We start from the raw sequence: 26034 nt of genomic DNA, 5'->3' as shown, positions 1-26034 counted from the left end.
TTTATGTCTTTTGTGGGCGGAGTATATCATAAAAAGGGGCCGCCCGGAAGGCGGCCTGCTGGTCTGGTAGCGTTTATTCCCAATGCAATACGGCGGTTTTCCGCACAAATGCGGCACCGCCGCGTGAGGCGGAGAATCAGCCGCCTTCGCCGGGCGCTTCGGAGAAATACTTCTCCATCTTGCCCTCTTCGCCGTCGCGCTCCTCATAACCCGGCATCGGATCCTTCTTGGAGACGATCACCGGCCACAGCTCGGCATATTTGCGGTTGAATTCAACCCATTTGTCCATGTCCGGCTCGGTGTCCGGGCGGATTGCATCCGCCGGGCATTCCGGCTCGCAGACGCCGCAGTCGATGCATTCGTCGGGGTGGATCACCAGGGTGTTCTCGCCCTCATAGAAGCAGTCCACCGGGCACACTTCGACACAGTCGGTGTATTTGCAGGCGATGCAGTTTTCCGTCACGACATAGGTCATAGTACCGAGTCCCGTTATCCGTTTGCGCCTAGCTAATCCAGACCGGCCAAGGCTTCAAGCCGTCAAAGGGTATCCTGCTTGCGAGTAAGATCAAGCGCCCTGCGGGCTTTTTTGTCCGGACGGCCTTTTCCTTCGAACTTGGGATTGGCCGGAATTTTTTCCTGCTTTTCCGTCATGTCGAAATACAGCGCCTGCGCTTCCGGCGCCGGGCCGCGGCGCGCGCCGATGGCCTCGATGCGGACAACGCGGATCACCTTGCCCTGGGCGAAGGTCAGAACGTCCCCGGGGGAGACGTTCTGAGCCGGTTTCAATGCCTTGTCGCCATTGACGCGCACATGGCCCGCACCGACCTGTTTGGCAGCCAGGCTGCGGGTCTTGAAGAACCGTGCATACCACAGCCACTTGTCGATGCGGATCTTGGGCGCGTCCCCGGTCATGGCCGGGTCAGTCGCCCTGTTTCAGCCCCATCAGCGCAGCGGCAAAGGGGTTGTCCGGGTCGATCTGCTTTTCCTTCTTGGCGGGACGCGAGGAATAGGTCTTGGCGCCCTTGTCCTGGCGCGGACCGCCCTTGCGGCCCGGCTTGCCGCGGCCTCCGCCCTCGCCGCCGCGGGGCTTGCCCTTGCCGCCGGGTTTGCCCTCGCCCTGCGGACGGCGGCTCTGCTGGCGCTGGCCGCCCTGGCGTCCGCCCCGGTTGCCGCCCCAGGTGAAGGTATAGAAGACCTCCATTTCGGGTTCGTCCACCGCGGCATCGGCAGCTTCGCCAACCGGGGTTTCATCCGAAGCGGTTTCCGCAACCGGCGCCTCTGCCGCCGGCTCGGCCGGCTCTTCGCCGATTGGAGCAACACCTGCATCCTCAATCGCTTCGGTGCCTGCGGGCACGTCTGCAGGTGCGGCTTCGCCGTCCCCGGCCGGTGCGGCAGCGGGCGTGTTCTCTACCTCTGCAGCGGCATCCATCACCGGCTTGTCTTCGGACGGGGTGCCGGTTTCGGTGACAACGGCATCCACCGGCTTGACCTTCTGGCGCTCGCCCTTCTCGGCCTTGTAGCCCAGGCCCTGCATCAGGTCGGCGAACTGCTCCAGCGTCATGCCGGTGATCGACAGCATGTCGGCCTTGGCTTCAAAGCCGCCGCGGCTGTCTTCGGCGCGCAGCATATCGGCCAGGCGCTCCAGCATGTCGATGCGGATCATCCGCTCGCCGGCGGCACGGTAGCCGCACATGGTGTCATAGCCCTCGGGCGCGTCCTTGATCGACGGCACGGTGACCAGGCCCGGGGGCGGCGCCTCGGGGAAGTCCTGCAGACCGTTGGCCAGCGACCACAGCACCAGGCGCAGACGGGTCGGCGCGGGCTTCAGCAGCAGCGGCATGAAGATGGTGAACTGGCCGAACCGGATGCCATGCTTGCGCAGCGCGCCGCGGGCGTCCTGATCCAGCTCCTTGACCTCCTGCGCAACGCCTGCACGCGGCAGCACGCCGAGGTTTTCGACCATGCGGAAGGCAAAACCGCGCGCCAGGCCGGTCAGCTCTTCGTCCTTCTGCAGGTTCAGTAGCGGCTCGAACAGCGCGTTGATCTTGCGGGTGATGAAATGCAGCAGGCGGCGCTCCACCTTCTGGGCCACATCCGGCCCGGCGGCGTCATCGACGAACACCTCGATCTGCGGGCTCAGCGCGTCCGCGCCGGCCACCAGCTTGCCCACCGCATCGCCGCCCCACATCAGGCCGCCTTGCTCGGTAAAATCGATCTCGGTATCGGGCGCGTTGTAGAACCGGTCCGCACGCAGATGGAATTGCGGCGCCAAAGCCTGCAGCGAGGCCGCTTTCAAGGCTTTTGCCTCGGCACCCTGTGCACCTTTGTCCGGGCTGAACCGGAACCCTTCCAGACGGCCGACGAATTCGCCTTCGACCGTCACTTCACCCTTGTCATTCACTTCGGCCAAAAGGGCCTCCTTCTGTTTGAGCCGGCGCAGAAGCACGGATGTGCGCCGGTCCACAAATCGCTGAGTCAAGCGCTCGTGCAGCGCGTCTGACAACCTGTCTTCTACAGCGCGCGTCTCCCCGCGCCAATGGCTTTCGTCACGCAGCCAGCCATTCCGCTGCGCGACATATGTCCACGTCCGGATAAATGCCAGACGTTTGGACAGGGTATCGATGTTGCCGTCGGTCCGGTCAATCCGCTTGATCTGGCGAGCCATCCAGTCGTCCGGCACCACGCCGCCGCCATGCAGATGCTCAAAAATAACGCCCAGAAGCGAAGAATGTTCCGCATGGCTGATGCCGCGAAAGTCGGGAATACGGCAAACATCCCACAACAATTTCACCGATTGCGCATTGGTGGTGCGGGCAATGATGGCGGATTCCCGCGACAGCATTTTCAGCGCGCCCAGATCGTCGGCCTCGCGCGCCTTGGTCAGGTGCTCATTCGAGGGGCTTGATTCGAGCGAGTTGATCAGCGCCTCGACGGTGCCGAACTGCAGGTCGGCAGAGCGCCAGTTCAGTTTCTTCAGCGGCGTGAACTGGTGGTTCATGATCGCCGAGGCGGTGCCCTCGTCCAGCGGCCGGGCATCGCCGGTGACGCCGAAGGTGCCGTGGCTCATGCCGCGGCCCGCGCGGCCTGCGATCTGCGCCAGCTCATTGGGCGCCAGCGGGCGCATCCGGCGGCCGTCGAACTTGGTAGTGGAGGAAAACGCCACATGGTCGATATCGAGGTTGAGCCCCATGCCGATGGCATCGGTGGCAACCAGATAGTCGACCTCGCCATTCTGGTAGAGCGCCACCTGCGCGTTGCGGGTTCGCGGGCTGAGCGCCCCCATCACCACTGCCGCACCGCCCTTCTGGCGTCGGATCAGCTCGGCGATCGCATAGACATTATCAACCGAGAACCCGACGATTGCGGTGCGAGGCGGCATTCGGCTTATCTTTTTCGAACCCGCATAGACCAGATCGGACATCCGTTCGCGGCGGACAAACTCTACACCGGGAACCAGTGCCGAAATCGGCCCGCGCATGGTGTCGGCGCCCAGGAACAGCGTCTCCAGCGTGCCGCGGGCGCGCAGCAGCCGGTCGGTGAAGACATGGCCGCGCTCCGGGTCAGCGCAGAGCTGGATCTCATCCACCGCCAGGAAGTCGCAGCCCATACCCTCGGGCATCGCCTCCACCGTGCAGATCCAGTACTGCGCCCGCGGCGGCACGATCCGCTCCTCGCCGGTGACCAGCGCCACCACCGAGGGCCCGCGGGCGGCAACCACCTTGTCATAGACCTCGCGCGCCAGCAGGCGCAGCGGGAATCCCATCACCCCGGTGCGGTAGCCGAGCATGCGTTCGATGGCGTAATGGGTTTTGCCGGTGTTGGTCGGGCCCAGGACGGCCACGATCCGCGATGCGCTTGCCATTGCTTCAGCCCCCGCCCCCGAAAGGGCTTAGAGTTCCCTGCCCTCGACAGAGAGCTTCAGACGTTCGAGGGCGCTGCTTACTTCCTCATGGTGCGGATGTATAGCCTTGGCGCGCTGGTAGGCCTGATAGGCACGCTCAGGCTCGCGGAACTGTTCGAACAGCGCGCCCAGCGCATAGATGGCGTTGTAATCCTTAGGGTTCAAGGCCAGCGCCCGCTCCAGGTCGGCCACCGACGGCCCGTAGAGGCCAAGCGCGAAATACACCCGCGCGCGCTCATACCAGCCGCGGGCGAACTCCGGCGCGTGGTCGGTCAGCGCCGTCAGATGCTCTGCCGCCTGCTGCAAATCGCCGCGCTCCATTGCATCGGTGCCGCGCCGCAGCAGCAGATCCATCGACGGCGAGCCGCTCTTGGCCCACAGCGCCTGCAGCTCGCGGTCAATTGCCGCAGCCTCCGATGCTTCGGCCATCGCGAGGTCCTGCAGCAGCACATCCGCCGACAGGCCCTGCGCAAGCCCCTGGCCAGGCAGAGACAGCGCGGCTGCGGCCGCCGTTGCCGCCACGATAGCTTTGAGCTTTGGGAAATTTGTCCGCATGATGCCTCCAGTGTAATCCCGCGCGCTGCATTTTCCAGTATTGGATGCACATGCTTCACAGGTTTGTGCTATAAGCGCGCCAAACAGATTGAGGACCGATATGAGCGTTACCCTTGAACAGGCAGCAGAAGCCCTGAACGGCAAGCTGGACGCGGGTGAATTCGATTCCACCGCCAAGTTCCAGATCGAAGACCTGGGCGCCATCATGCTGGACGGCGCCGGCGCCCGTGTCGGCGACGAAGAGGCGGATGTGACCATGACCGCGGATGCCGATACTTTCCAGTCGATCCTGGAGGGCGAACTGAACCCGACCGCCGCCTTCATGTCCGGCAAGCTGACCATCGACGGCGACATGGGTGCCGCGATGAAGCTGGCCTCGGCCCTCGCCTGATGGACGGCGCCCCGGTGGAGCCGCAGCCGGCGCCCCTGTTTGCGGAGATCGCGCAGGGGCCTGCGGACTGTGCAGCCCATTGGGTCCACATATCTGACGGCCTGCGCATCCGTGCAGGCCATTGGCGTCCCGAGGGGGCGGCGAAGGGCACGGTCCTGCTGTTCCCCGGGCGCACCGAGTATATCGAGAAATACGGGCTGACCGCGGCGGAGTTTGCCGCCCGCGGATTTGCCACCCTTACCGTCGACTGGCGCGGCCAGGGGCTGGCCGGGCGGATGCTGGCCGAACGCCGCCTCGGCCATGTCGGTCATTTCACCGAATTTCAGACAGATGTGCGGGCGCTCACCGGGCTGGCGGAACAGCTGGAGCTGCCCCGCCCCTGGTTCCTGGTCGGCCATTCCATGGGCGGCGCCATCGGCCTGCGCGCCCTGATCGAGGGGCTGGACGTCAACGCCTGCTGCTTTACCGGGCCGATGTGGGGCATCCAGATTCCGCCGCTGATGCGCCCCATTGTCCGCGTCCTCAACGGCGTCGCCCCCTATCTGCGCCTGCAGGAGCGGCTGCTGCCGACCACCGCGCTGGAGCAATATGTCCAGATCACCCCGTTTGAGGGCAACACGCTGACCACCGATCCGGAGATGTACCGGATGATGCACGCCCAGCTGACGGCGCAGCCCGAGCTGGCGCTTGGCGGCCCCACCATCCAATGGCTGCGGGTCAGCCTGGAGGAATGCGCCTGGCTGGCGCAGCAGTCCTCCCCCGCCCTGCCCTGCATCACTTTCCTCGGCTCGGAGGAGCAGATCGTCAACACGCAAGCGATCCACGACCGCATGGACCGCTGGCCCGGCGGCGAGCTGGACCTGATCAAGGGCGGCCAGCACGAGGTGATGATGGAAACCCCGGAAATCCGCGCCCATGTGTTTTCCCGCATGTGCCGCCTGTTCGAGCAGTACGGCGGCTGACCCCCGCAGCCCCCCGTTGTCTGTGCAACGCACGCCCCTTTTACCCGGCCGTTACCCGCCTCTGCCATTCTCCCCCGCTGATCCGCGCCCCGCTGCTTGTGATCCCGCAAGCCGCCGCTTAGATGTTGGGGCAATGCATTTCTCATGACAGGAGCCCCCATGTTCCAGCTTCCCTTCCCCGTCCGCGACGCAAACGCCACAGCCGGCTCCGGCGGCCTCGGCAACCTGCCGGAATGGGACCTCAGCGACCTCTACACCTCCGAGGACGCCCCCGAACTGGCCCGCGATCTGGACTGGCTGCAGCAGGAATGCGCCGCCTTTGCCGCCGATTACGAGGGCAAGCTGGCGGAGCTGGATGCAGACGGGCTGCTGGAATGCGTGCAGCGCAACGAGAAGATCAACAATATTGCCGGCCGGATCATGTCCTTTGCGGGCCTGCGCTATTACCAGCTGACCACCGACGCGGACCGCGCCGCCTTCCTGTCGGACTGCCAGGAGAAGGTGACCATCGCCACCACCCCGCTGGTGTTCTTCACGCTGGAACTGAACCGGATCGAAGACAGCGTGATGGACGCGCATCTGGCCGCCAACGCGGAACTGGGGCGTTATGAGAGCGTCTTCCGCCGCATCCGCGCGATGAAGCCCTACCAGTTGTCCGATGAGCTGGAGAAATTCATGCACGACCTCGGCATCGTTGGCGACGGCTGGGAAAAGCTGTTTGACGAGACCATCGCCGGTCTCACCTTCACCGTGAACGGCGAAGAGCTGAACATCGAAGGCACCCTGAACCTGCTGACCGAACAGGACCGCAGCAAGCGCGAGGCTGCGGCCCGCGAACTGGCCCGCGTGTTCGGCGAGAACATCAAGACCTTTGCCCGCGTCCACAACACGCAAGCCAAGGAAAAGGAAATCATCGACCGCTGGCGCGGCATGCCCAGCGCACAGATGGGGCGCCACCTCTCCAACGACGTGGAGCCTGAGGTGGTCGAGGCGCTGCGCGAGGCGGTGGTTGCCGCCTACCCTAAGCTGAGCCACCGCTATTACGAGCTGAAGCGCAAATGGCTCGGCCTCGACGTCATGCAGGTCTGGGACCGCAACGCGCCCTTGCCGCTGGAAGACACCCGCACCATCAGCTGGGACGAGGCTGAAAAGACGGTGATGGAGGCCTATAAAGCCTTCGATCCCCGCATGGGCGAAATCGCCGCGCCGTTCTTCTCCGACGGCTGGATCGACGCCGGCGTGAAGCCCGGCAAGGCGCCCGGCGCCTTTGCCCACCCGACTGTCACCAACGTCCACCCCTATGTGATGCTGAACTATCTGGGCAAGCCGCGCGACGTGATGACGCTGGCGCATGAGCTGGGCCACGGCGTGCACCAGGTGCTGGCCGCAGAACAGGGCGAAATGCTGTCCTCCACCCCGCTGACTCTGGCGGAAACCGCGTCGGTGTTCGGCGAGATGCTGACCTTCCGCAAGATGTTGGACAAGGCCGAAACCAAGGAGCAGCGCAAGGTGCTGCTGGCGGGCAAGGTCGAGGACATGATCAACACGGTCGTGCGCCAGATCGCCTTTTATGATTTTGAATGCAAACTGCACGCCGCCCGTACCGAGGGCGAACTGACCCCGGACGACATCAACGCCATCTGGATGTCGGTGCAGGCCGAAAGCCTGGGCGAAGCGTTCGAGTACATGGACGGTTATGAGACCTTTTGGGCCTACATCCCGCACTTTGTGCATTCGCCCTTCTACGTTTACGCCTATGCCTTTGGCGACGGGCTGGTGAACGCGCTCTACTCGGTCTATTCCGAGGGCGGCGAAGGGTTCGAGGACAAGTATTTCGAGATGCTCAAGGCAGGCGGCTCCAAGCACCACAAGGAGCTTCTGGCGCCCTTCGGCCTCGATGCCACCGACCCCAAGTTCTGGGACAAGGGCCTCAGCATGATTTCCGGCTTCATTGACGAGCTGGAAGTGATGGAAGACTGATGCCGGTCGCCTTGCACCCGGTGGCCCGCAACGAATTTGATCTGGTTTCCCGCATCCAGGTGGAACCGGATCAGATCCGTTTTTCCGGAACTGTGGCGCAGGCGTTTGAAGAGAATGAGGAGGGCGTGGATTTTCACGCCATCCTCGACGATGCCCGCGCGGTCGGCTTCTTCAAGATCGACCGGCTGTATCATGAGACCTATGAGTTTGCCCAAGCGGATGAGCCGGGCCTGCGCGCCTTTATGATCGGCCGGGAGGATCAGGGTAAAGGCCTTGCCACCGCGGCGGTGGCAGCGCTGAAAGACTACCTGCCCAGCCATTACCCGGACCGCGGCGCGGTGGTGCTGACGGTCAACCTGCAGAACCCTGGCGCCGTCCGCTGCTACCTGAAGGGCGGCTTTGCCGATACCGGCGGCATCTACCCCCACGGCCTCGCCGGCCCGCAGCACATCCTGCGCCTGCCCCTGGCGGCAGGACGCTAAGTGACCGGGAAAGGAAATCTCAGGGAGCGCTTCCGTCCTTTCTTTGCCTGGGTCCGTGCTCATGTGCCGCGCGGGCTGAGGCTGCTGCTGGGAATTCTGCTGATTTTGGGCGGGATATTCGGGTTCCTGCCGGCCCTCGGCTTCTGGATGATCCCGCTTGGCGTGCTGGTCGCCGCCATGGACATAAAGCTTATCCGCCGCTGGCTGCGGCGCAGAAGGCGGTGAAAGCCCGTACCCCTAGGCGGAATGCCGGGCCGCACCGGCTTTGACAGGATCAGGCGCCCCCCTGCCCGCACTCATTTCAATGGACTGCCCTCCGGCACGCAATAGCAGGCAGTCCGCAGTAAAAAGATGAAACCGCGCGGGCGCGGGCTAGCATCATGTGGCAACGGCAAATGCATCCGGTTCGAGCAGAATGAGTGAACGCCCCAGATCAGACCCGCCAGCCTCAGCGACCAGCCAGGTCACCATGCTGCTCGGCCTTGCAGGCTACTTTGCCGCTTTGGCCCTGATGCAGGGCACCGGCACCGGACGGGTCGAGGCCGGGATTATTGCGATGCTGGCCACCGCGCTGCCGATGATGGCGCATGAAATCCTGGTGCTGCGGGTGTACCGCCACAAGGCAGCCGGGCTTGGGCAGCCGGCAGCGCTGCAATGGCAGCGCATCAACTGGCCCCGGATCCTGGTGAAGCTGATTGGCCTCTGGGGCACCCTGGCCGTGATCGCCGCGGCCTATTGGCTGTTTCCGGAGTACCACCGCTCTTTCTACGCGCCGTTCTGGGAGGCTTGCCGCACCTGCCTGCCGGTGCTGCTGGCTCTGGCGGTTCCCTACTTCATCGCCGCCGATCATTGGATGGACACGCCGGAGGACGGCTATTTCCACGCGGGCAATCTGTTTCTGGGCCGCCTGGCCCTGGCCGACCGGGCAGCATTGCTGGACTACGGCTTCGGCTGGCTGATCAAGGGGTTCTTTCTGCCGCTGATGTTTGTCTATTTCAGCGGTAATGCCGCCTATCTGCTGAAAACCCCGCTGACCGCGGCGGTGGAGAGCTTTCCCGCCTTTGTCAGCTACACCGGCCGGCTGGCGGTGGGGGTCGATCTGGCCTTTGTCAGCATCGGCTATGTTCTGACCCTTCGGCTCACCAATTCGCACATCCGCTCCTGCAACCCGCTGTTCTGGGGCTGGGTGGTGACCCTGGCGATGTATGTGCCGTTCTTTTCCGTCATCGGCCGCAAGTATCTGGAGTACAATGACGGCATCGGCTGGCTGGACATGTTCGGAGGCAGCTGGGGGGCCTGGGTGTTCCTTTGGGGCGCCGCCATCATCACATCCAAGGTGCTGTGGGCCTGGGCCAATGCCTCCTTTGGCATCCGGTTTTCCAACCTGACCCACCGCGGCATCATCACAAACGGCCCCTACCGCTGGACCCGCCACCCGTCGTATCTGTTCAAGAACATCTCCTGGTGGCTGCTGTCGGTGCCCTTCTTCACCACTGAAGGCGCCGCCGAGGCACTGCGCCACTGCCTGCTGCTGCTGGGCATCAACGGGATCTATTTCCTGCGTGCCAAAGCCGAGGAAAAGCACCTGTCCGAGGACCCAACCTATGTCGCCTATGCGCTGTGGATCGAACAGCACGGCATGCTGCGCTGGCTGGGCCGCCTGATCCCCATGCTGCGCTACTGCCCGCCCAAGGGCCTTGCACCCGCTCCTGCCCCTGTGCCGGACGGCAAGCCGACCTGACCGGAGGCAGGCTGCGCTTATTTCAGCTGGCTGTCCTTGGAGCCGCGCCGGTTGATGCCGCCGCGCGCCTGATGCGCGCCGTCGCGCTCCTGCTGGCAGTCGATGCAGAGCTTGACGCCGGGAATGGCAACGCGGCGCTTCTCCGGGATCGGCTCCTCGCATTCGGCGCAATGGGTGAGGCTTTCGCCCACCGGGCGTTTCTGCGCCTTCATCCGCGCAAGCTCATCATTGATCGAGGCTTCGATCTGCTCATTCACCGCGCCGTCCTGCGCCCAGCCGCCTGCCATGGCTCCTCCTCCTGTGCCAGAGGATGTGAATGTAGGCCCGCGCAGGCGACGTGACCAGTGCCGTGCGGCGGCAATATCCGAGCAAATCTGTCAACTATTTGATTTTATTGCATTTTCCGTTGACCGCCTGACCAGCCGCCGGTACACAGAATGCAGAGATTGCAAGCAAGCCAGAATCACCAGGCCGCAAGCAGCCAGCGCACCAGCCATCCTCCGGGACAGCCAGACCGCCAGCGACGCCCGCCACCGGAGCGATTTCAGCCAGCCACGCGCCAGACTTGCAGCCAGCGGTTCCGCCAGCCATCCCGATCCAGCCAAAGCGCACCCAGCCACGCAGCAGCCAGGCACGCGCCAGACAGGTTTCACCGCCAGCTTCCGCCAGCCATTCAGGTCAGCCAAACTGACCCAATGTTTCGCGCGCGAAACATTGGGGAAACACTGCTGCCGTAAAGCCAGCGCAACTGCCAGCAGCCCGGCGCACGAAAAAAGGCGGCGCCGCGGCACCGCCTTTGAACGTTCATCTGGACGCAAGGGTCAGACGCTGGACAGCATGCCCTTTTCGCTTGCCAGTTCGCGCATCTTCTTCTGCAGCTTCTCGAACGCCCGCACCTCGATCTGGCGGATCCGTTCGCGGCTGACGTTATACTGCGTGCTCAGGTCCTCCAGGGTCACCGCCTGGTCCATCAGGCGGCGCTGGGTCAGAATGTCCTTCTCGCGGTCGTTGAGCACATCCAGCGCCTCGGCCAGCAGCTCGCGCCGCGCTTCCAGCTCATCGCGGGCCTCGTAATCGCCGGCCTGGTCGGCGTCTTCATCCTCGAGCCAGTCCTGCCATTGCATGGTGCCCTCACCCTCGCTGCCGACGGTGGCATTGAGAGAGGCATCCCCGCCCGACATGCGGCGGTTCATCGAGATCACCTCGTCCTCGGTCACGCCAAGATCGGTGGCAATCCGCTTGACGTTGTCGGGATGCAGGTCGCCGTCTTCCAGCGCGCCGATGCGGGCCTTGGCCTTGCGCAGGTTGAAGAACAGTTTCTTTTGCGCCGAGGTGGTGCCCAGCTTCACCAGCGACCAGGAGCGCAGGATGTATTCCTGGATCGAGGCGCGGATCCACCACATGGCATAGGTCGCCAGGCGGAAGCCCTTTTCCGGGTCAAAGCGTTTCACCGCCTGCATCAGGCCGACATTCGCCTCAGAGATCACTTCGGCCTGCGGCAGGCCATAGCCTCGGTAACCCATGGCGATCTTGGCCGCGAGCCGCAGATGGGAAGTTACCATCTTATGCGCCGCAGCTGCGTCCTGCTCCTCCACCCAGCGCTTCGCCAGCATGTATTCCTCTTCCGGCTCCAGCAGCGGAAACTTGCGGATTTCCTGGAGATACCGGTTCAGGCCGCCTTCGGGCGTCGGGGCAGGCAGGTTTGCATAATTCGCCATATAAAGTGTCCCTCCCAAATGTATAAGGACTTAACATTAGCGCATATGTGTTAGCGCTAAGCCCTTTTCAAGGACCGCTCACGGAATTCTTCTAGTTTAGCCCCGGCGGTGCCGTCTGTGAATTGCATCACAGGGCAGAACACACTTATTTGCTGGCAGTTTACTGTCGCAGTGCGGCCAGCAAATCCGCCATATCCTGGGGCAGCGGCGCTTCAAATCTGAGCGGCTCGCCGGTGACCGGATGGGCAAATCCCAGCACCGCAGCATGCAAAGCCTGGCGCGGAAAGGCCTGCACTGCGGCCTGTGCCGCCTCGCTCAGCGCCTTGGCGGGCAGCTTGCGGCGGCCGCCGTAGGTGGGGTCGCCCACCAGCCCGTGGCCCGCATGAGCCATGTGCACCCGGATCTGGTGGGTGCGGCCGGTTTCCAGCCAGCATTCGATCAGCGCCGCGCAGGGCGGATTGCCGAAACTCTCGCAGATACGGGCGCGGGTCACCGCGTGGCGGCCGCCCTGAAACAGCACCGCCTGTTTCTGGCGGTCGGTCTTGTGCCGGGCCAGCTGGGTGGTGAGCTTGAGGATATTGCCGGGCTCAAAGCTCGCCCCTTTGACGCCGCGCAGGCGCGGGTCGTTGCCGTCCGGCACGCCGTAGCAGACCGCCTGATAATAGCGCTCCACCGTGTGTTTCTCAAACTGTGCGGCCAGCCCCTGATGGGCGGCATCGGATTTGGCGATCACCAGCAGACCGCTGGTCTCCTTGTCGATCCGGTGCACGATGCCGGGGCGCTTGACGCCGCCGACGCCCGACAGGTTGCCGCCGAAGTGGTGCAGCAGCGCGTTCACCAGCGTGCCCGAGGGCGAACCCGGCGCCGGATGCACCACCATGCCCGCAGGCTTGTTGATGACGATCAGGTCGTCGTCCTCAAAGACGATCTCCAGCGGGATATCCTCGGGGCCGATATGGCTGTCTTCGGCCTCTTCCACCTCGATCGCAATCTGCGCGCCTTCGGCAATCCTGGCCTTGGGATCCTGCACCACGGCGCCATCCACCGTCAGCGCGCCGTCCTCGATCAGCCGGGCCAGCCGGGTGCGCGACAGGGTCGCCTCCTCTGGCACATCGCGCGAAACCGCTTTATCAAGCCGCTTAGGCGGGTTTTCCGCGATGACAAACTCAATCCGGCGGCTGCCCATGACTGATCCTTCCGAGACCGAAATCCAACAGGAACCGCCGCAGATCCGGTTCCTGCGGCGGCTGGTGACCACGCTGACCGTGGTGATGATTGGCGGGCTTGTAGTGATAATCTCGCTGCTTGTCATCCGCCTGCAGGCAAGTGATGCGCCGCTGCCTGCGGAAATAGCCCTGCCCGCCGGGGTGGAGGCCGAGGCGGTGACACTGGGGCGCGACTGGATCGCCGTCGTCAGCCAGGACAACCGCATCCTGATTTTCGACCGGGAGACAGGCGAGCTGCGCCAGGAAGTGCAGATCAAGGAGTAATCCGGCCGCCTCAGGACCGGAGCAGCACCTTGTTGGAATCGATTGCCTCGGCGATCTGGGCGTATTGGGTTTGCCGTTCCCGCGCGGATTCAGCGCTGCGCAGCAGGACGGTGGCCGCTTCTTCCAGAATGCGGGCCGCCTCGCGGTTCACCGCGGCCTGCACCGAAGCGCGTACAGGGGTGAGCGGCCGGGCGGTGCGCTCTGCCGGGTTGCTTGCGCTGGATACGGTCACCCGGCGCCGGTCCGGATCGCGGTTCTGCCGGGCCAGCTGTCTGAGCCGGACGGAGGTGTCCTGCAGCACGCTGCGCACCTCATCATAGTCGGTGCCTTCGGGAATACCGTCCGCGGCGGTTTCAAGCCGTTCGGACAGGCAGTCGACCTGCAGCGCCGATTCGCCTGCGGCGCTGCAGAAGGCCTTGGCCGCAGCCAGGGTTGCCAGCAGCTCCGCCAGAAAAGCCGCCGAGCCGAATTCTCCGCCCGGAACCACCACCGTGTAGACAAACGGGCCCGGGCTTTGCGCCAGGGCCGGTGCGGCGGCCAGGCCCAGGCAGGAAACACCTGCTGTCAAACTCTTGCCAATTGATTTGAACATCCCATACCCTCTACTGCATCCCTGAAAGCACCCGCCATCGGCGGCTTCGCGCCGCAGCGCTGCGCGGCATCTTGCCGGAACCCGGCGACCCGATCGCTGCGATGTTGCCCGGTGGACAGCTGTTAACTAACCTAAATCTGTTCCCAATCATAAGGTTGTTTATCCATGTATACCAGTATCTTGCAGGCGGCTACGCTAATAATACCGCTCGCCTTCGCCGGACAGGCGGCCTTTGCCCAGGCGGCAGACCCGGCCCTGGAAGAGGCCAAGCGCCGCCTGGCCTGCGGCGCCGGAGTGCCGGTTTCCGCCAGCTATCTTCCGGACGGCTCGCTGCAGGTCACCTGCCAGTCGCCCGGCGCTGAAACCGTGGCTCAGGCCAATACCAACGGCCTGCCGGAGACCGGTCTGACGGCTGGTGCCACAGCCGGGGCGGCCGCTGGCCTGCTGTTCCTGGTTGTGATTGCCGACGATGATGACGGCACCACCACGACCACAACAACCACAACAACCGACTGAGGCCGGGGACGGCCGCCAGTTCGAGCAGCGGCCGGGCTGCTTTACCCAGGTGAGACAGCCCGGCTGCATCAGCAACACATGCCGGACCGGCATAAGACGCACGACCACGGGGCGCTGCGGCTCTGATATGGAGTTGGGGGATGGTACCGCCTCCCCGGCTTGAACGGGGGACCTCTGGATCCACAATCCAGCGCTCTAACCAACTGAGCTAAGGCGGCACTGAGGGGGCATTTATAGCACGTCCCAGAGGCGCGCAAGAGGTTTTTTTGCCTTTCCGCCGCAGAAATCCCAGGCAGCTAGATTTCTGATGCAGCAGGCTTGGCCGACTGCCGCCGCAGCCGCAGAGTTATCCACAACCGATTGCTATTACAGGCGAATCCTGGGCCGCTTATGACCGCAGGGGTTATGCGTCAGCGCTTTCAAAAGACAGCTGCCAGGTTTGCTCCACCAGGTCCTGACCATAGCTGCGCACCGGGCGGCTTCCGCTCAGCTGCCAGCCAAAGGCCCGGTACAGGGCGCAGGCCGTGCGGTGGCTTTCATGGGTTGTCAGCATCATGCCGCGATAGCCGGCGGCGCGGGCAAACGCCACGCATTCGCGCAGCAGCCGCTTGCCCAGCCCCTTGCCGCGCGCCTTGGGGGTCAGCAGGAACAGCCGCAGCTGCGCCGTGGCAGCATCCTTCTTCATGCAGAACACCGTGCCCAGCCGCTCCCTGCCGCTCACGGCCATCCAGCCCCGCTCGCAAGCGGGGTCATGGCCTGCGCAGAAACTGTGCAGAATGTCGGCGACCAGCGGCCCGAAACTCTCGTCGAACCCGGCTTCGCGGGCGTAGAGATCCTGGTGGCGGGCTACCAGCCATTGCATGTCGGTCGGGGCGAATCGGCGCAGGGTCACATCCGTCATGGATTCAGTGTAGCGCAAACCCGGCTTGCCTTTCAGCTTGCGTCGGGCTAGCACCGGCTGCAATCCGCTGACAGGCTAGGGAGTGCAAGATGAGTATCAATACCGAACGCGACATCGAGGCAAACCTGCAAATCGGCCCGACCGATCAGGGTATGGTGCGGATCTTCATCGAGGCGGGCGGTACCGAAATCCCGATGGACTTCGATCCGGAAGAGGCCGAGGAGATCGCCGACGAGATCCGTGCAGCAGCCCAGGCGGCGCGCAGCATCAAGTGACCCGGGCAGCCTGAACATCCCGCGCCGGATTGCAGGCCGGGCCTCGGCTCCCTGTCCCGTTCAATCAAATCAAGAGACTGCTCCGGGCCGCATCCAAGCGCGCTCACTGCAATTGCACGGCCGGAGAGCTTCGCATCAGTCGGCAGCGCGCTTGCAAAGCGCGCTGCCGGGCCCAAGGCTGCCAAGGGGGTCTGGCGCAGCCGGAGCACCTGCAGGCGCGGGAGCCCCCGATGCCGTCTCACATGTCCGGCTCTTCGCCCCCTGCCCCGCCCAGCAGCAGCCCGTCCTTGCCAGGGCGCGGGTCGCGCAGGATTTGCAGGCGGCGGGCGGCATCCATGGCGAATTTCTGCACCAGCTTCTTGCGGCGCGCCGGCGCCAGCTTGTCCTCCGGTGCCATGCGGATGATCTCCGCATCATAGGGATCGGCAAGGATCAGCCCGGAGCTGTCCGGCAGCAGCTCGGTTGGAAACTCCATGTCCACTGCCCAGAAATAGCGGTCGCACCACTCCAGATAGCCTTCCCACTTGCCGTCAGCCTGGAAATCGGCGCGGCTGGACTTGCACTCGATCACCCAGAGCTCCCCCTTGGGTCCCAGCGCCATCACGTCCACCCGCAGGCCGCGGGCGGGCACGAATTCCTCCAGGGGCGCGAACCCAAGCGAGCGCAGATAGCGCGACACCCCGCGGGCCAGTCTTTGTCCGGGCTGCAGATCTTCCATCATGGGTGCAAATGTGAACAATTAGCGAACAAATTGCAATCCCGCGGTTCTGCGCTGAAATGACGAAAGCCGGCAGCTTCCCCTTGTAACGAAGGACCGGGCAGCTTACTTACGCCCTTGGCGGGTTCTGCCCTTCTCGTGACAGGCAGCATTCCGGTGGCCTTAAGCAATTCCGAGGGAGCTGGCTCTGTACGGATCCTGGTCCGTTTACCTGGCGCCCACCTGTACATACAGGTCCTCGGGAATCAAAGCCGCACGGTTGACTGGTGGTCCCGCCGCTTCCCCCACCCCCTTCGCAAAAGAAAACCGCGCCTTCCGGTGGGAAAGCGCGGCCAGAAGCACGTGTTTTTGTTCGTTAGCGGCGTGTGCGCAGCTGACGCTGGCGCTGGGACGGCTGGTCCGCGGGCACTTTCACCGGCTGGAACTGGTTCACCACCGGGGTGCCGCGGCGGGGGCCGCCATCTTTCTCGGCCATCGCCATCACCGCCCAGGCAAACTGCACGCCGGCAAAAACGATCCCGTGCATGAACCAGAGCAGGAACACCGCCAGCAGCCCCGCATCCGAGGCGGTGACCAGCGACCAGAGGTTCATCACATTGAACCACAGGAGCACCGCCACAAAGGCCGCGGCGATTCCAAAACCGATCACAACATTGCGGATATACATCTTCACCAGTTCAGGCATCTGAGTCCTCCAGAATTGCGTGTTGAGGTTATCAGCCTTTGCAGCGCCGTCCAGCGGTTCCGGAGAGAATGAGCGGAATTTGTCGCACCCTTTGCGCGCTGCCTGCCCCTGCAGCAAAAAAGCGCGCCCAACGGCGCGTTTTTCCTCAATCCCGAAGTCTTGACCCGGCTTGCGTCAGAACGCTTCGGGCCGGGCTTCACGCGCCATGTGGTCGAGCACGGCATTGACGAACTTCGGCTCCTTGCCCTCGGGAAAGAAGGCGCGGGCGATGTCGACAAACTCGTTGATCACCACCTTGGGCGGGGTGTCGGACTGGGTCAGCTCAGCGCCCGCCGCGCGGAACAGCGCCCGCAGGGTCGGGTCGATGCGGGCAATCGGCCATTTCGCCACCAGGGCGCGGTCGGTCATCTGGTCGATCCGCGCCTGGTAGTTAACCGCCTCGCGCACCAGCTTGCGGAAGACCTTGGTATCCCCTTCCGCCATTTCGTCACCTTCATAGACAGCGCCGAACCGGTGGTCCTCGAACTCGACGATCACCTGGTCAAAGGTCTGGCCGCTCTGTTCCATCTGGAACAGCGCCTGCAGCGCATAAAGCCGCGCTGCCGATCTCATCTGATTCTTGCCATTGCCCTTGGGGCGGCTGTCCTGGGTGCTCATGCGCTGGTGGATCCGTTGTCTGTACCGGCGACCTGGTATGCCCCTGCGGGCGCCTTGAAGCCGATGCCTTTGGTCTGGGCGCCCCACTTACGCGTGAGTGCGATCAGATGCAAGGCCGCAGCCGCAGCGCCGCCGCCTTTGTTCTGATCGGCGGTATCGGCGCGCACCTCGGCCTGCTTGCGGTTTTCCACGGTCAGGATGCCGTTGCCGATGCACAGGCCCTGCAGCCCCATCAGCTGGATCGCGCGGGAGCTGTCGTTGCAGACGGTGTCATAGTGGGTGGTTTCGCCGCGGATCACGCAGCCCAGCGCCACATAGCCGTCGAAGTTCGAGCTGCGGTCGGCAATCGCAATTGCGGTCGGCACTTCCAGCGCGCCGGGCACTTCCACGATTTCATAGGTGCCGCCTGCGGCTTCGATCTCGGCCGCGGCACCCGCGACCAGGTTGTCGGCAATGTCCTTGTAGTAAGGCGCGACAACAATCAGCAGCTTCACCGGCTTGTCGAACTCGGCACGCGGCAGGGTGTAGTGGGTTTCATGTCCAGCCATATCAAGCGTCCTTCAGAATGGGGCGGCTGCCGGTGATCGACAGCCCATAGGCATCCAGCCCGACATATTTGGTGGAGGGCGAGTCGGTCAGCAGCACCAGCTCATGCAGGCCCAGGCTCGACAGGATCTGGGCGCCGATGCCGGTCTGCTTGATGGTCACCGTGCGCGGGCCTTCGTCCTCATTGGCATAGAGCGCGTTGCGCGGCTGGCGGAACAGGGTCACCACGCCGCGGCCCTCCTCGGCGATGATCTCCATCGCGCGGGGCAGCTGGCGGGCGGACTTGGGGCCAAGTCCCAGGATGTCGGTCGCCTCATGCAGCGCATGGGTGCGCACCAGCACCGGCTCCAGCGTGGTGATGTCGCCCTTGATCATTACCACATGCTCGATGCCGTGGGTCTGGTCGGTGAACAGGCGCATTTCCCACTCACCGCCGAATTCGGAGGTCACGGTCTCGCGCGAGGTTTCCACCACCAGGTTGTCGTTGCGGGCGCGGTAGGTGATCAGGTCGGAGATGGTGCCGATCTTCAGCCCGTGCTTTTGCGCGTATTCGACCAAGTCGGGCAGACGCGCCATGGTGCCGTCTTCCTTCATGATCTCGCAGATCACCGACGCCGGGTAATGGCCCGCAAGCCGGGCCACGTCGCAGCCCGCCTCGGTGTGGCCTGCGCGGACCAGAACCCCGCCCCGGCGTGCCCGCAGCGGGAAGACATGGCCAGGGGTGGCGATGTCGGCAGCGGTCTTGTCCGGGTCGATGGCGGTGGCCACGGTCAGCGCACGGTCAGCGGCGGAGATGCCGGTGGAGACACCCTCGCGTGCTTCAATCGAGACGGTAAAGGCGGTCTCGTGGCGCGAGGAGTTGTGCAGCGCCATCATCGGCAGGCCCAGTTCCTCGATCCGCTCGGCCGGCATCGTCAAGCAGATCAGCCCGCGGCCGTGGGTGGCCATGAAGTTGATCGCGGCAGCATCGGCGTGCTGGGCCGGGATCACCAGGTCGCCTTCGTTCTCGCGGTCCTCGTGGTCGACCAGGATGAACATGCGGCCTTGGCGGGCCTCTTCGATAATCTCTTCGATCGGGCTGATGGCATCGCGCAGTTGCGCCTCAACCGGCCCTGGGGTTTCAAAGCTCATATGGCAGCCTTTCGATGTGCATGGGCAGCACGCCTGGCACTGCGGGTTCTTTCCAGCCAGATAGCCCAGGCCGGCAGCAAATGCCAGTCCCGCAAACGGCAACAAGGAGTCTGGACGCGCCCTGTGCATCTGTGCACAAGTGGTTTTGGATCCAATCCAGGGATCCAAAGTGTCGAAGGGTTGGGAGGACCAGACATGCGCGTATCCCGCATTTTGCAGGCCGTCGAGGCTCATGCCGAGGGCGAACCGGGCCGGGTGATCACCGGCGGCATGCCCCTGCTGCGGGGCAATTCGGTGTTCGAGAAGATGCAGGACATGGCGGCGAACCATGACGGGATCCGCCTCTCGATGCTGCGCGAGCCGCGCGGCAATCCGGGTCTGTGCGGCAATGCCATCGTGCCGCCCTGCCACCCGGAGGCCGACGCGGGTTTCATCATCTTCGAGCAGACCGAATACCCGCCGATGTCCGGCTCCAACACCATCTGCGTGGTGACGGTGCTGCTGGAGACCGGCATCGTGCCAATGATGGAGCCGGTGACGGAGCTGGTGCTGGAGGCGCCGGCCGGGCTGATCCGGGTGCGGGCCGAGTGCCGGGACGGCAAGGTGACGCGGGTCGAGTTCCGGAACGTCCCTGCCTTCGCGGTGCATCTGGACGCGCAGGTGGAGGTGGCGGGGCTCGGCACCGTCACCGTGGATGTGGCCTGGGGCGGCATGTTCTTTGTGCTGGCCGAAGCCGGGCGGCTGGGCGTTGCGCTGGACGCAGATAACGGCGCGGAGATCGTGCGGGTGTCGGAAGCCATCCGCCACGCCGCCGCGGAGCAGCTGCCGGTAGTGCATCCGGACAATCCTGAGATCACCGGCCCGACCATCACCAACCTCTGGGGTGCGCCGGTGGCTGATGGAACCCACGGGCGCGGTGCGATCACCATCTCGACCGGCCCCTTCGACCCGGAACGCCCGCAGGATGCCAGCGGAATCCTCGACCGCTCGCCCTGCGGCACCGGCACCTGCGCCAAGATGGCGGTACTGCACGCGCGCGGGCTGCTAGGCGTCGGCCAGGACTATGTGAATGCCGGTCCGCTGGGTACCACCTTCACCGGTCGGATCGTCGAGGAAACGCAGGTGGGGCCTTACAAGGCGATTGTCCCGACACTGTCCGGCCAGGGCTGGATCTACGGGCTCTCCAGCTACACGCTGGATCCCAGCGACCCGTTCCCGGCAGGCTATACCGTCGGCGACATGTGGTGACGCGCGCCGCCCTGGCGGCGTGCCCGGCCCAACGCTTTTGACGGCATCTGTGATGCTGGCCAAAGGGACGGGAGGGCTTCTGCGAAAGGGGGTTAAGGGGCGCTGCCCCTCGGCCTGGCGGCCTCACCCCGGAGTATTTCGGGAAAGATGAAAGGACTGGCGCGCTTATCCGGCTTCCTGCAGCCGCGCGACGTAGCGGGCAAGGGTGTCGATCTCCAAATTGATGCGGTCGCCGGTCTTCACATCGCCCCAGGTGGTGACTTCCTTGGTGTGCGGGATGAAGTTGATGCCGAAGTCGCAGCCGTCCACATCGTTCACCGTCAGCGAAGTGCCGTTCAGCGCCACCGAGCCCTTGGGGGCGATGAAGCGGGCCAGCGCCTGCGGCGCGCGCAGGGTGACGCGGGTGCTGTCGCCCTCGTCCGTCATGGCTATCACTTCGGCGACGCCGTCCACATGGCCGGACACGATATGGCCGCCCAGTTCGTCGCCGACTTTCAACGCGCGCTCCAGGTTCACCCGCTTGCCCACGGTCCAGGCGCCGAGATTGGTCTTGGAGACGGTTTCCGCCGAGACCTGCACGTCGTACCAGTCATCGCCCAGCGCGATCACTGTCAAGCAGACACCATCGGAGGCGATCGAGGCGCCGATGTCGATGGTGGAGGTGTCGTAGGCCGTGCGAATCCGCGCGCGCAGGTCGCCCTGCTGCTCCAGTTCGGCGATGGTGCCTACGTCAGTGATGATGCCTGTGAACATGGGTGCGCTCCCCGCCGGTGCAGTGTCTATCCTGCCGCAGAGGTAGCCAAGCCGCGCGGTCTTCACAAGCCCCGGCTTGCCATCTCCCCAGCTGCGGCCATAGTTTCGCCTCACTCAAATGTTAGCCAATCCTTATCCTTGCCTTTCGAGTTCCACCCTTGTGATGCCCAACCATCCTGCAAAACTCCGAAGCTTCCTGTTCCTGCAGGGTCCGCACGGGCCGTTTTTTGCCGCCCTTGGCAAAATGCTGCGGGCTGCGGGCTGTGAGGTGGCGCGGGTGGGGTTCAATGCGGGCGACCAGGCGTTCTGGCGCGGCAGGGACAGCTACATTCCCTTTACCGGCAGCCAGCAGGAATGGCCGGAGGTGCTGGCCGGGCTGCTGGACAGCCGCGGCATCACCGACATCGTGCTCTATGGCGACACCCGCCCCATTCACGCCACCGCAGTAGAGGCGGCGCAGCAGCGCGGCCTCACCGTGCATGTCTTTGAAGAAGGCTACCTGCGCCCCTATTGGGTGACCTATGAGCGCGGCGGTGCCAACGGCCATTCGCGGCTGATGGACATGACCGTGCCGCAGATGCAGGAGGCGCTGGCGCTCTCGGACATGGAGGCGCCGCTGCCGCCGGCGCATTGGGGCGATATGCGCCAGCATGTCTTTTACGGCGCGCTGTACCACTGGTTCGTCATGTTCCGGAACCGCAAGTACCGCAACTTCCGCCCGCACCGGGCACTGCCGGTGACCAAGGAATTCCAGCTTTACCTCAAGCGCTTGCTGCTGATGCCCGCCCAGGCGCTGGAGCGGCGGCTGGCGGAGCAGCGCATCCGCAACGGCGGCTTCCCCTACCATCTGGCCCTGCTGCAGCTGGAGCATGACAGTTCGTTCCAGATGCACTCCCCCTTCGGCAGCATGCGCGACTTCCTGGCGGAAGTGATCGGCGGCTTTGCCGCAGGCGCGCCGCGCCATCATCACCTGGTGATCAAGGCGCACCCGCTGGAGGATGGCCGCGCCCAGGTGCGCAGCACGCTGCGGCGGCTGGCGCGGGAGCATGGCATCGCCGGCCGGGTCCATTATGTGCGCGGCGGCAAGCTGGCGCAGCTGTTGAACGAGGCACGCACCGCGGTGACCGTCAACTCCACCGCCGGCCAGCAGGTGCTGTGGCGCGGCATCCCGCTGCGGGTGTTCGGGCGCGCGGTCTATGGCAAGCCGGAGTTTGTCTCGGATCAGCCGCTGGCGGAGTTCTTTGCCGCCGCCTGCCGCCCCGACAGCCGCGCCTACAAGGATTACCGGCGCTTCCTGCTGGAAACGTCGCAGGTGCCGGGAGGGTTTTATTCGCGCGAGGGGCGCCGCCAGCTGCTGCGCCAGGTGGCGGATATGATGCTGGCGGCGGAGGATCCCTATGACGCGCTGCGCCTGGGCACAGCGGCACCGCGGCAACAGTTGCGCCTGGTGACCTGACGCAGTTCTGCCCAAAGACTGGATTTTTCCCAGCTGTCCGGTTAGCTTGCCGGTAAAACTTGAGGCAAACAATAATTGGTCGAGGAGACCGAGCAGTGAAATCCGTTCCCCTTCGCTGGGCGCGTCCGGTGGCCATGCTGGCGGCCTTGGCGCTGGCAGCTTCCTGCGGCCTGCCCAAAGTCGGCCCCAGCAAAAGCCAGATCTTCGCCGGGTCCGTGCAGCGGGAAGGCGATGCCTTTATCGTCTCCGTCAACGACCGGGTCGCCCGCGCCACCGCCGTAGTGCCTGCCCTTGGCTTTTCCTCCGGCTTCACCTCCGCGGGCAGGCTGACCTCCGACACCATCCGCCCCGGTGATGTGCTGGGGCTCACGGTCTGGGAAAACGTTGATGACGGGCTGCTGGCGGCAGAAGCCACCAACTCCACCGTGCTGGAAGAGGTGCAGGTCGACAGCGACGGCTACATCTTCGTGCCTTACGCGGGCCGCCTGCGGGCCTCCGGCAACACGCCGGAGCAGCTGCGTGAAACCATCACCAGGAAGCTGGAAGACCAGACCCCCGACCCGCAGGTGCAGGTGCGCCGCCTGGCAGGCGATGGCGCGACCGTCAGCCTGACCGGGTCCGTGGGCGCCCAGGGGGTCTACCCGATCGAACGCCCGACCCGGACCCTGTCCGCCATGCTGGCCCAAGCCGGCGGCGTGACGATCCAGCCGGAAATTGCCCAGGTCACCGTGATCCGCGGCCAGGAGAAGGGCAAGATCTGGTTCCAGGACTTGTTCGACCATCCGGAGCTGGATGTCGCCCTGCGCGGCGGCGACCGCATCCTGGTGGAGGAAGACACCCGCTCCTTCACCGCTTTGGGCGCAACCTCTGCCCAGGCGCGGGTGCCGTTTGAAAGCCAGGACCTGTCGGCGCTGGAAGCCATTGCCCAGGTCGGCGGCCTGATCTCCACCGCCTCGGATCCTACGGGCGTGTTCGTGCTGCGCAACGAGCCGTCCGAGATCGCCAACCAGGTGCTGGGCCGCGACGACCTGATCGGCGCCCAGCGTATGGTCTATGTGCTAAACCTGACCCAGCCGAACGGGCTGTTCATGGCCCGTGACTTCGTGATCCGCGACGACGACACCCTTTATGTGACCGAGGCACCCTACGCCCAGTGGACCAAGACCATCTCGCTGCTGCTTGCCCCGGTGGGGTCGCTGGCCAGCACCTCTTCTGCGGTTAGCGGCTGAGGCCGGATGCGTCCGAGTGCAGGCCGCCAGGAAGCCGGGAGCGCTGCGTCCCGGCTTTTTGTTTACAACGGCGGCTTTCTGACCCAGCGCCGGGTGCGGCGGATTTTGCAGCTGTCCGGCTATGATATCCGGCTGGGCCTGCCCCAGCCGGAGGATCTGGTCGGCATCTGGGGCGTCTCCCCCACCGCGCACCGGGGCCTTGCGGTGGCCCAGCGCCGCGGCTGCGGGCTGCTTCGGGTGGAGGATGCCTTCCTGCGCTCCGTCCATCCCGGCCGCGCCGGGGAGCCGCCCGCAGGGCTGCTGCTGGACCGGGCGGGGGTGCATTTCGATGCCGGCGTGCCTTCGGATCTGGAGCAGCTTTTAGCCAGCCACCCGCTGGATGACGCGCATCTGATGCGCCGGGCGCGTGATGCGATTGCCCGCCTCAAGGACGCGCACCTCAGCAAGTACAACGCCTTTGACCCCGAAGATCCGGTGCCAGAACCCGGCTATGTGCTGGTGGCGGATCAGGCGCGGGACGATGCCTCCGTCACCGCCTCGCGCGCGGACCGGGCCCGGTTCCTGGAGATGCTGGCCTTTGCCCAGGAGGAGCACCCCGGCGCCCGGGTCCTGATCAAGACCCACCCGGAGACGCTGCGCGGCTACCGGGCGGGCTATTACGATGCCGGGGACGCGCAGGGGCGGATCGAACTGTTCACCGGCAGCGTGTCGCCCTGGGCGCTGCTGGAGGGCGCTGTCGGGGTCTATACTGCCTCCTCGCAGCTGGGGTTCGAGGCGATCCTGGCCGGTCACAAGCCGCGGGTCTTCGGCCAGCCGTTTTACGCGGGCTGGGGGCTGAGCCTGGACGACGCGCCGCCCGCGCGGCGGCAGCGGCAGCTGACACGGGCGCAGCTGTTTGCGGCAGCGATGATCCTCTATCCGAAATGGTATGACCCGTTCCGGGATGAGCTCTGCGAGCTGGAAACGGTGCTGGACAATCTGGAGGCGCGAGTGCGCGCCTGGCGGCAGGACCGCCGCGGCTGGGCCGCTTCCGGCATGCGGATGTGGAAACGCAAGCCGCTGCAGAGGGTCTTTGGCGCGGAGACACGGGTACTGTTCACAGAGGACCCGGCCAAGGCGCAGGCCAGCGGCCGCAACTGGATGGTCTGGGCGGGAAAGGCTACCGAGGCGCATAAGGGCGCGGTGCGGGTGGAGGACGGTTTCCTGCGGTCTCGCGGACTGGGCGCCGAACTGGTGCCGCCGCTGTCGCTGGTCACCGACCGCAAGGGGATCTACTACGATCCGCGCACCCCCTCCGATCTGGACGCTCTGATCACCCGCCGCGCGCGCATGACCCAGGCAGAGGAGCTGCGGGCCGAGCGCCTGGTGCAGTCGCTGATCCGGGACGGCGTGTCAAAGTACAACCTTGGCGGCGGCGCCCCGGCCCTGCCGGAGGGCCACCGGATCCTGGTGCCGGGCCAGGTGGAGGATGATGCCTCGATCCTGTGCGGCGGCGGGCAGGTGCGGACCAACCTGGAGCTGCTGCGCGCCGTGCGCGAGGCCAACCCCGAGGCAGTCATCATCTACAAGCCGCACCCGGACGTGGAGGCCGGGCTGCGCAAAGGCGAGGTGGCCGCGGAAGGCCTGGCGGACATTGTTGCCGCAAAGGCAGAACCCATGGCCCTGCTAGGCGAGGTCCAGAAGGTGTGGACAATGACCTCGCTCCTGGGCTTCGAAGCGCTGTTGCGCGGGGTGAAGGTGACAACGCTGGGGACACCGTTTTATGCCGGCTGGGGGCTGACCACGGATCTGGCCCCGGTGCCGCCCTGGCGCCAGGCGCAGGTGCCGCTCTTGGGCCTCGCCCACGCGGCGCTGATCGACTACCCGCGCTATTTCGACCCGGTGACCGGCCAGCCTTGCCCGCCGGAAATTGCGGTGATGCGCCTGCGTGAAGGACGCCTGCCGCACCCGGGCCTCGGCAACCGCCTGCTGTCCAAGCTGCAGGGGCTGTTTGCGACCTACGCCCACTTCTGGCGCTGACCGCAGCAACACTCCGCACAGGTAGAGCTCCCGCGCCCGCAGGACACCCTGGCTGGCGCCAGCGCACCCTTGGCGGCCTTGGGCGTGG

28 protein-coding genes and 1 tRNA gene are annotated in these 26034 nt (G+C 65.0%); 13 read left to right on the top strand and 16 right to left on the bottom strand.

Features of this window, described 5'->3' with window-relative positions:
* Positions 1-136: 136 nt before the first annotated feature.
* The 4 genes from fdxA to ACFMBG_RS09950 all read right to left on the bottom strand — a co-directional run bounded on the left by fdxA (position 137) and on the right by ACFMBG_RS09950 (position 4456).
* The gene (gene fdxA, locus ACFMBG_RS09965) at positions 137-475 is read right to left on the bottom strand and encodes a ferredoxin FdxA (protein WP_019294695.1); all 339 of its coding nucleotides are present in this window, start codon (positions 473-475) and stop codon (positions 137-139) included.
* A gap of 62 nt (positions 476-537) precedes the next feature.
* Positions 538-912, bottom strand: coding sequence for an RNA-binding S4 domain-containing protein (locus ACFMBG_RS09960; RefSeq protein ID WP_421054546.1), 375 nt, complete (start codon positions 910-912; stop codon positions 538-540).
* A gap of 7 nt (positions 913-919) precedes the next feature.
* A complete protein-coding gene (locus tag ACFMBG_RS09955; RefSeq protein ID WP_421054545.1) occupies positions 920-3862 on the bottom strand; it encodes a helicase-related protein in 2943 nt (980 codons plus the stop codon).
* Between the two features lie 27 nt (positions 3863-3889).
* Positions 3890-4456: a tetratricopeptide repeat protein gene (locus ACFMBG_RS09950; protein ID WP_421054544.1), complete on the bottom strand. Its 567-nt coding sequence runs from the start codon at positions 4454-4456 to the stop codon at positions 3890-3892.
* 100 nt (positions 4457-4556) lie between these two features.
* On the opposite strand from ACFMBG_RS09950, the gene ACFMBG_RS09945 reads away from it, so the two are divergent.
* From ACFMBG_RS09945 to ACFMBG_RS09920, 6 genes are all read left to right on the top strand, one after another.
* On the top strand, positions 4557-4847 hold the full coding sequence (locus ACFMBG_RS09945) for an SCP2 sterol-binding domain-containing protein (protein WP_421054543.1): 291 nt from the start codon (positions 4557-4559) through the stop codon (positions 4845-4847).
* On the top strand, positions 4847-5809 hold the full coding sequence (locus ACFMBG_RS09940) for an alpha/beta fold hydrolase (protein ID WP_421054542.1): 963 nt from the start codon (positions 4847-4849) through the stop codon (positions 5807-5809). Before ACFMBG_RS09945 ends, ACFMBG_RS09940 begins: the two co-directional genes overlap by 1 nt.
* A gap of 159 nt (positions 5810-5968) precedes the next feature.
* Positions 5969-7789 carry a M3 family oligoendopeptidase gene (locus tag ACFMBG_RS09935; RefSeq protein WP_421054541.1) on the top strand — a complete coding sequence of 607 codons (1821 nt, stop codon included), beginning with the start codon at positions 5969-5971 and terminating at the stop codon, positions 7787-7789.
* Entirely contained in the window at positions 7789-8271 is a 483-nt protein-coding gene (locus tag ACFMBG_RS09930) for a GNAT family N-acetyltransferase (RefSeq protein WP_421054540.1), read from the top strand. The genes ACFMBG_RS09935 and ACFMBG_RS09930 overlap by 1 nt, the downstream gene beginning before the upstream one ends.
* Positions 8272-8496: a hypothetical protein gene (locus tag ACFMBG_RS09925; protein ID WP_421054539.1), complete on the top strand. Its 225-nt coding sequence runs from the start codon at positions 8272-8274 to the stop codon at positions 8494-8496.
* 190 nt (positions 8497-8686) lie between these two features.
* Positions 8687-10012, top strand: a complete 1326-nt coding sequence (locus ACFMBG_RS09920) for a methyltransferase family protein (protein WP_421054538.1) — start codon at positions 8687-8689, stop codon at positions 10010-10012.
* Positions 10013-10029: 17 nt separating this feature from the next.
* On the opposite strand, the gene ACFMBG_RS09915 is transcribed toward ACFMBG_RS09920, so the two are convergent.
* The 3 genes from ACFMBG_RS09915 to ACFMBG_RS09905 all read right to left on the bottom strand — a co-directional run bounded on the left by ACFMBG_RS09915 (position 10030) and on the right by ACFMBG_RS09905 (position 12916).
* Positions 10030-10299 carry a DksA/TraR family C4-type zinc finger protein gene (locus ACFMBG_RS09915; RefSeq protein WP_421054537.1) on the bottom strand — a complete coding sequence of 90 codons (270 nt, stop codon included), beginning with the start codon at positions 10297-10299 and terminating at the stop codon, positions 10030-10032.
* Between the two features lie 534 nt (positions 10300-10833).
* Complete coding sequence (rpoH, locus tag ACFMBG_RS09910) at positions 10834-11730, bottom strand: RNA polymerase sigma factor RpoH (RefSeq protein ID WP_421054536.1); 897 nt, start codon at positions 11728-11730, stop codon at positions 10834-10836.
* A gap of 160 nt (positions 11731-11890) precedes the next feature.
* The gene (locus tag ACFMBG_RS09905; RefSeq protein WP_421054535.1) at positions 11891-12916 is read right to left on the bottom strand and encodes an RluA family pseudouridine synthase; all 1026 of its coding nucleotides are present in this window, start codon (positions 12914-12916) and stop codon (positions 11891-11893) included.
* Between ACFMBG_RS09905 and ACFMBG_RS09900 the strand changes: the two genes are divergently transcribed.
* Entirely contained in the window at positions 12915-13220 is a 306-nt protein-coding gene (locus ACFMBG_RS09900; protein WP_421054534.1) for a DUF6476 family protein, read from the top strand. The two genes, ACFMBG_RS09905 and ACFMBG_RS09900, sit on opposite strands and share 2 nt — an antisense overlap.
* A 10-nt stretch (positions 13221-13230) precedes the next feature.
* Here ACFMBG_RS09900 and ACFMBG_RS09895 read toward each other — a convergent pair whose 3' ends face one another.
* A complete protein-coding gene (locus tag ACFMBG_RS09895) occupies positions 13231-13812 on the bottom strand; it encodes a hypothetical protein (RefSeq protein WP_421054533.1) in 582 nt (193 codons plus the stop codon).
* A 165-nt stretch (positions 13813-13977) separates the two neighbouring features.
* Here ACFMBG_RS09895 and ACFMBG_RS09890 point away from each other — a divergent pair, with 165 nt between their 5' ends.
* Complete coding sequence (locus ACFMBG_RS09890; protein WP_421054532.1) at positions 13978-14328, top strand: hypothetical protein; 351 nt, start codon at positions 13978-13980, stop codon at positions 14326-14328.
* A 141-nt stretch (positions 14329-14469) separates the two neighbouring features.
* Here the strand turns inward: ACFMBG_RS09890 and ACFMBG_RS09885 are convergent.
* Both ACFMBG_RS09885 and ACFMBG_RS09880 read right to left on the bottom strand, forming a co-directional pair.
* A tRNA-His gene (locus ACFMBG_RS09885) sits at positions 14470-14546 on the bottom strand.
* Positions 14547-14731: 185 nt separating this feature from the next.
* Entirely contained in the window at positions 14732-15229 is a 498-nt protein-coding gene (locus ACFMBG_RS09880) for a GNAT family N-acetyltransferase (RefSeq protein ID WP_421054531.1), read from the bottom strand.
* An 89-nt stretch (positions 15230-15318) separates the two neighbouring features.
* On the opposite strand from ACFMBG_RS09880, the gene ACFMBG_RS09875 reads away from it, so the two are divergent.
* A complete protein-coding gene (locus tag ACFMBG_RS09875) occupies positions 15319-15504 on the top strand; it encodes a DUF6324 family protein (protein ID WP_421054530.1) in 186 nt (61 codons plus the stop codon).
* A 238-nt stretch (positions 15505-15742) separates the two neighbouring features.
* Here the strand turns inward: ACFMBG_RS09875 and ACFMBG_RS09870 are convergent, their stop codons facing one another.
* The 5 genes from ACFMBG_RS09870 to ribB form a co-directional block, all read right to left on the bottom strand.
* The gene (locus ACFMBG_RS09870) at positions 15743-16225 is read right to left on the bottom strand and encodes an MmcB family DNA repair protein (protein WP_421054529.1); all 483 of its coding nucleotides are present in this window, start codon (positions 16223-16225) and stop codon (positions 15743-15745) included.
* A gap of 352 nt (positions 16226-16577) precedes the next feature.
* Entirely contained in the window at positions 16578-16907 is a 330-nt protein-coding gene (locus tag ACFMBG_RS09865) for a hypothetical protein (RefSeq protein WP_421054528.1), read from the bottom strand.
* Between the two features lie 174 nt (positions 16908-17081).
* On the bottom strand, positions 17082-17564 hold the full coding sequence (gene nusB / locus ACFMBG_RS09860) for a transcription antitermination factor NusB (protein WP_421054527.1): 483 nt from the start codon (positions 17562-17564) through the stop codon (positions 17082-17084).
* The gene (locus ACFMBG_RS09855; RefSeq protein WP_421054526.1) at positions 17561-18112 is read right to left on the bottom strand and encodes a 6,7-dimethyl-8-ribityllumazine synthase; all 552 of its coding nucleotides are present in this window, start codon (positions 18110-18112) and stop codon (positions 17561-17563) included. The genes nusB and ACFMBG_RS09855 overlap by 4 nt, the downstream gene beginning before the upstream one ends.
* Position 18113: 1 nt before the next feature.
* On the bottom strand, positions 18114-19241 hold the full coding sequence (ribB, locus tag ACFMBG_RS09850) for a 3,4-dihydroxy-2-butanone-4-phosphate synthase (protein ID WP_421054525.1): 1128 nt from the start codon (positions 19239-19241) through the stop codon (positions 18114-18116).
* Between the two features lie 195 nt (positions 19242-19436).
* Here ribB and ACFMBG_RS09845 point away from each other — a divergent pair, with 195 nt between their 5' ends.
* On the top strand, positions 19437-20489 hold the full coding sequence (locus ACFMBG_RS09845; protein WP_421054524.1) for a proline racemase family protein: 1053 nt from the start codon (positions 19437-19439) through the stop codon (positions 20487-20489).
* A gap of 165 nt (positions 20490-20654) precedes the next feature.
* Here ACFMBG_RS09845 and ACFMBG_RS09840 read toward each other — a convergent pair whose 3' ends face one another.
* Positions 20655-21242, bottom strand: a complete 588-nt coding sequence (locus tag ACFMBG_RS09840) for a riboflavin synthase (protein WP_421054523.1) — start codon at positions 21240-21242, stop codon at positions 20655-20657.
* A gap of 163 nt (positions 21243-21405) precedes the next feature.
* On the opposite strand from ACFMBG_RS09840, the gene ACFMBG_RS09835 reads away from it, so the two are divergent.
* The 3 genes from ACFMBG_RS09835 to ACFMBG_RS09825 all read left to right on the top strand — a co-directional run bounded on the left by ACFMBG_RS09835 (position 21406) and on the right by ACFMBG_RS09825 (position 25946).
* Positions 21406-22698, top strand: coding sequence for a capsule biosynthesis protein (locus tag ACFMBG_RS09835; protein WP_421054522.1), 1293 nt, complete (start codon positions 21406-21408; stop codon positions 22696-22698).
* 95 nt (positions 22699-22793) lie between these two features.
* On the top strand, positions 22794-23927 hold the full coding sequence (locus tag ACFMBG_RS09830) for a polysaccharide biosynthesis/export family protein (RefSeq protein WP_421054521.1): 1134 nt from the start codon (positions 22794-22796) through the stop codon (positions 23925-23927).
* 6 nt (positions 23928-23933) lie between these two features.
* Entirely contained in the window at positions 23934-25946 is a 2013-nt protein-coding gene (locus tag ACFMBG_RS09825) for a capsular polysaccharide biosynthesis protein (RefSeq protein ID WP_421054520.1), read from the top strand.
* Positions 25947-26034 lie beyond the last annotated feature (88 nt).

The sequence above is a fragment of the Leisingera coralii genome (assembly GCF_049056525.1).
Lineage (GTDB): Bacteria > Pseudomonadota > Alphaproteobacteria > Rhodobacterales > Rhodobacteraceae > Leisingera > Leisingera coralii.
This window is presented reverse-complemented; position numbering and strand designations above follow the sequence as displayed.

What these genes read in the sequence shown, in the direction of transcription:
- ACFMBG_RS09880 (WP_421054531.1), bottom strand. Translation starts at nt 15,229, where the DNA reads ATGACGGATGTGACCCTGCGCCGATTCGCCCCGACCGACATGCAATGG.
- nusB (WP_421054527.1), bottom strand. Translation starts at nt 17,564, where the DNA reads ATGAGCACCCAGGACAGCCGCCCCAAGGGCAATGGCAAGAATCAGATG.
- ACFMBG_RS09930 (WP_421054540.1), top strand. Translation starts at nt 7,789, where the DNA reads ATGCCGGTCGCCTTGCACCCGGTGGCCCGCAACGAATTTGATCTGGTT.
- ACFMBG_RS09835 (WP_421054522.1), top strand. Translation starts at nt 21,406, where the DNA reads ATGCCCAACCATCCTGCAAAACTCCGAAGCTTCCTGTTCCTGCAGGGT.
- rpoH (WP_421054536.1), bottom strand. Translation starts at nt 11,730, where the DNA reads ATGGCGAATTATGCAAACCTGCCTGCCCCGACGCCCGAAGGCGGCCTG.
- ACFMBG_RS09955 (WP_421054545.1), bottom strand. Translation starts at nt 3,862, where the DNA reads ATGGCAAGCGCATCGCGGATCGTGGCCGTCCTGGGCCCGACCAACACC.
- ACFMBG_RS09840 (WP_421054523.1), bottom strand. Translation starts at nt 21,242, where the DNA reads ATGTTCACAGGCATCATCACTGACGTAGGCACCATCGCCGAACTGGAG.
- ribB (WP_421054525.1), bottom strand. Translation starts at nt 19,241, where the DNA reads ATGAGCTTTGAAACCCCAGGGCCGGTTGAGGCGCAACTGCGCGATGCC.
- ACFMBG_RS09940 (WP_421054542.1), top strand. Translation starts at nt 4,847, where the DNA reads ATGGACGGCGCCCCGGTGGAGCCGCAGCCGGCGCCCCTGTTTGCGGAG.
- ACFMBG_RS09865 (WP_421054528.1), bottom strand. Translation starts at nt 16,907, where the DNA reads ATGCCTGAACTGGTGAAGATGTATATCCGCAATGTTGTGATCGGTTTT.
- ACFMBG_RS09855 (WP_421054526.1), bottom strand. Translation starts at nt 18,112, where the DNA reads ATGGCTGGACATGAAACCCACTACACCCTGCCGCGTGCCGAGTTCGAC.
- ACFMBG_RS09890 (WP_421054532.1), top strand. Translation starts at nt 13,978, where the DNA reads ATGTATACCAGTATCTTGCAGGCGGCTACGCTAATAATACCGCTCGCC.
- ACFMBG_RS09875 (WP_421054530.1), top strand. Translation starts at nt 15,319, where the DNA reads ATGAGTATCAATACCGAACGCGACATCGAGGCAAACCTGCAAATCGGC.
- ACFMBG_RS09960 (WP_421054546.1), bottom strand. Translation starts at nt 912, where the DNA reads ATGACCGGGGACGCGCCCAAGATCCGCATCGACAAGTGGCTGTGGTAT.
- ACFMBG_RS09920 (WP_421054538.1), top strand. Translation starts at nt 8,687, where the DNA reads ATGAGTGAACGCCCCAGATCAGACCCGCCAGCCTCAGCGACCAGCCAG.
- ACFMBG_RS09945 (WP_421054543.1), top strand. Translation starts at nt 4,557, where the DNA reads ATGAGCGTTACCCTTGAACAGGCAGCAGAAGCCCTGAACGGCAAGCTG.
- ACFMBG_RS09825 (WP_421054520.1), top strand. Translation starts at nt 23,934, where the DNA reads ATGCGTCCGAGTGCAGGCCGCCAGGAAGCCGGGAGCGCTGCGTCCCGG.
- ACFMBG_RS09895 (WP_421054533.1), bottom strand. Translation starts at nt 13,812, where the DNA reads ATGTTCAAATCAATTGGCAAGAGTTTGACAGCAGGTGTTTCCTGCCTG.
- ACFMBG_RS09845 (WP_421054524.1), top strand. Translation starts at nt 19,437, where the DNA reads ATGCGCGTATCCCGCATTTTGCAGGCCGTCGAGGCTCATGCCGAGGGC.
- ACFMBG_RS09900 (WP_421054534.1), top strand. Translation starts at nt 12,915, where the DNA reads ATGACTGATCCTTCCGAGACCGAAATCCAACAGGAACCGCCGCAGATC.
- fdxA (WP_019294695.1), bottom strand. Translation starts at nt 475, where the DNA reads ATGACCTATGTCGTGACGGAAAACTGCATCGCCTGCAAATACACCGAC.
- ACFMBG_RS09935 (WP_421054541.1), top strand. Translation starts at nt 5,969, where the DNA reads ATGTTCCAGCTTCCCTTCCCCGTCCGCGACGCAAACGCCACAGCCGGC.
- ACFMBG_RS09905 (WP_421054535.1), bottom strand. Translation starts at nt 12,916, where the DNA reads ATGGGCAGCCGCCGGATTGAGTTTGTCATCGCGGAAAACCCGCCTAAG.
- ACFMBG_RS09915 (WP_421054537.1), bottom strand. Translation starts at nt 10,299, where the DNA reads ATGGCAGGCGGCTGGGCGCAGGACGGCGCGGTGAATGAGCAGATCGAA.
- ACFMBG_RS09950 (WP_421054544.1), bottom strand. Translation starts at nt 4,456, where the DNA reads ATGCGGACAAATTTCCCAAAGCTCAAAGCTATCGTGGCGGCAACGGCG.
- ACFMBG_RS09870 (WP_421054529.1), bottom strand. Translation starts at nt 16,225, where the DNA reads ATGATGGAAGATCTGCAGCCCGGACAAAGACTGGCCCGCGGGGTGTCG.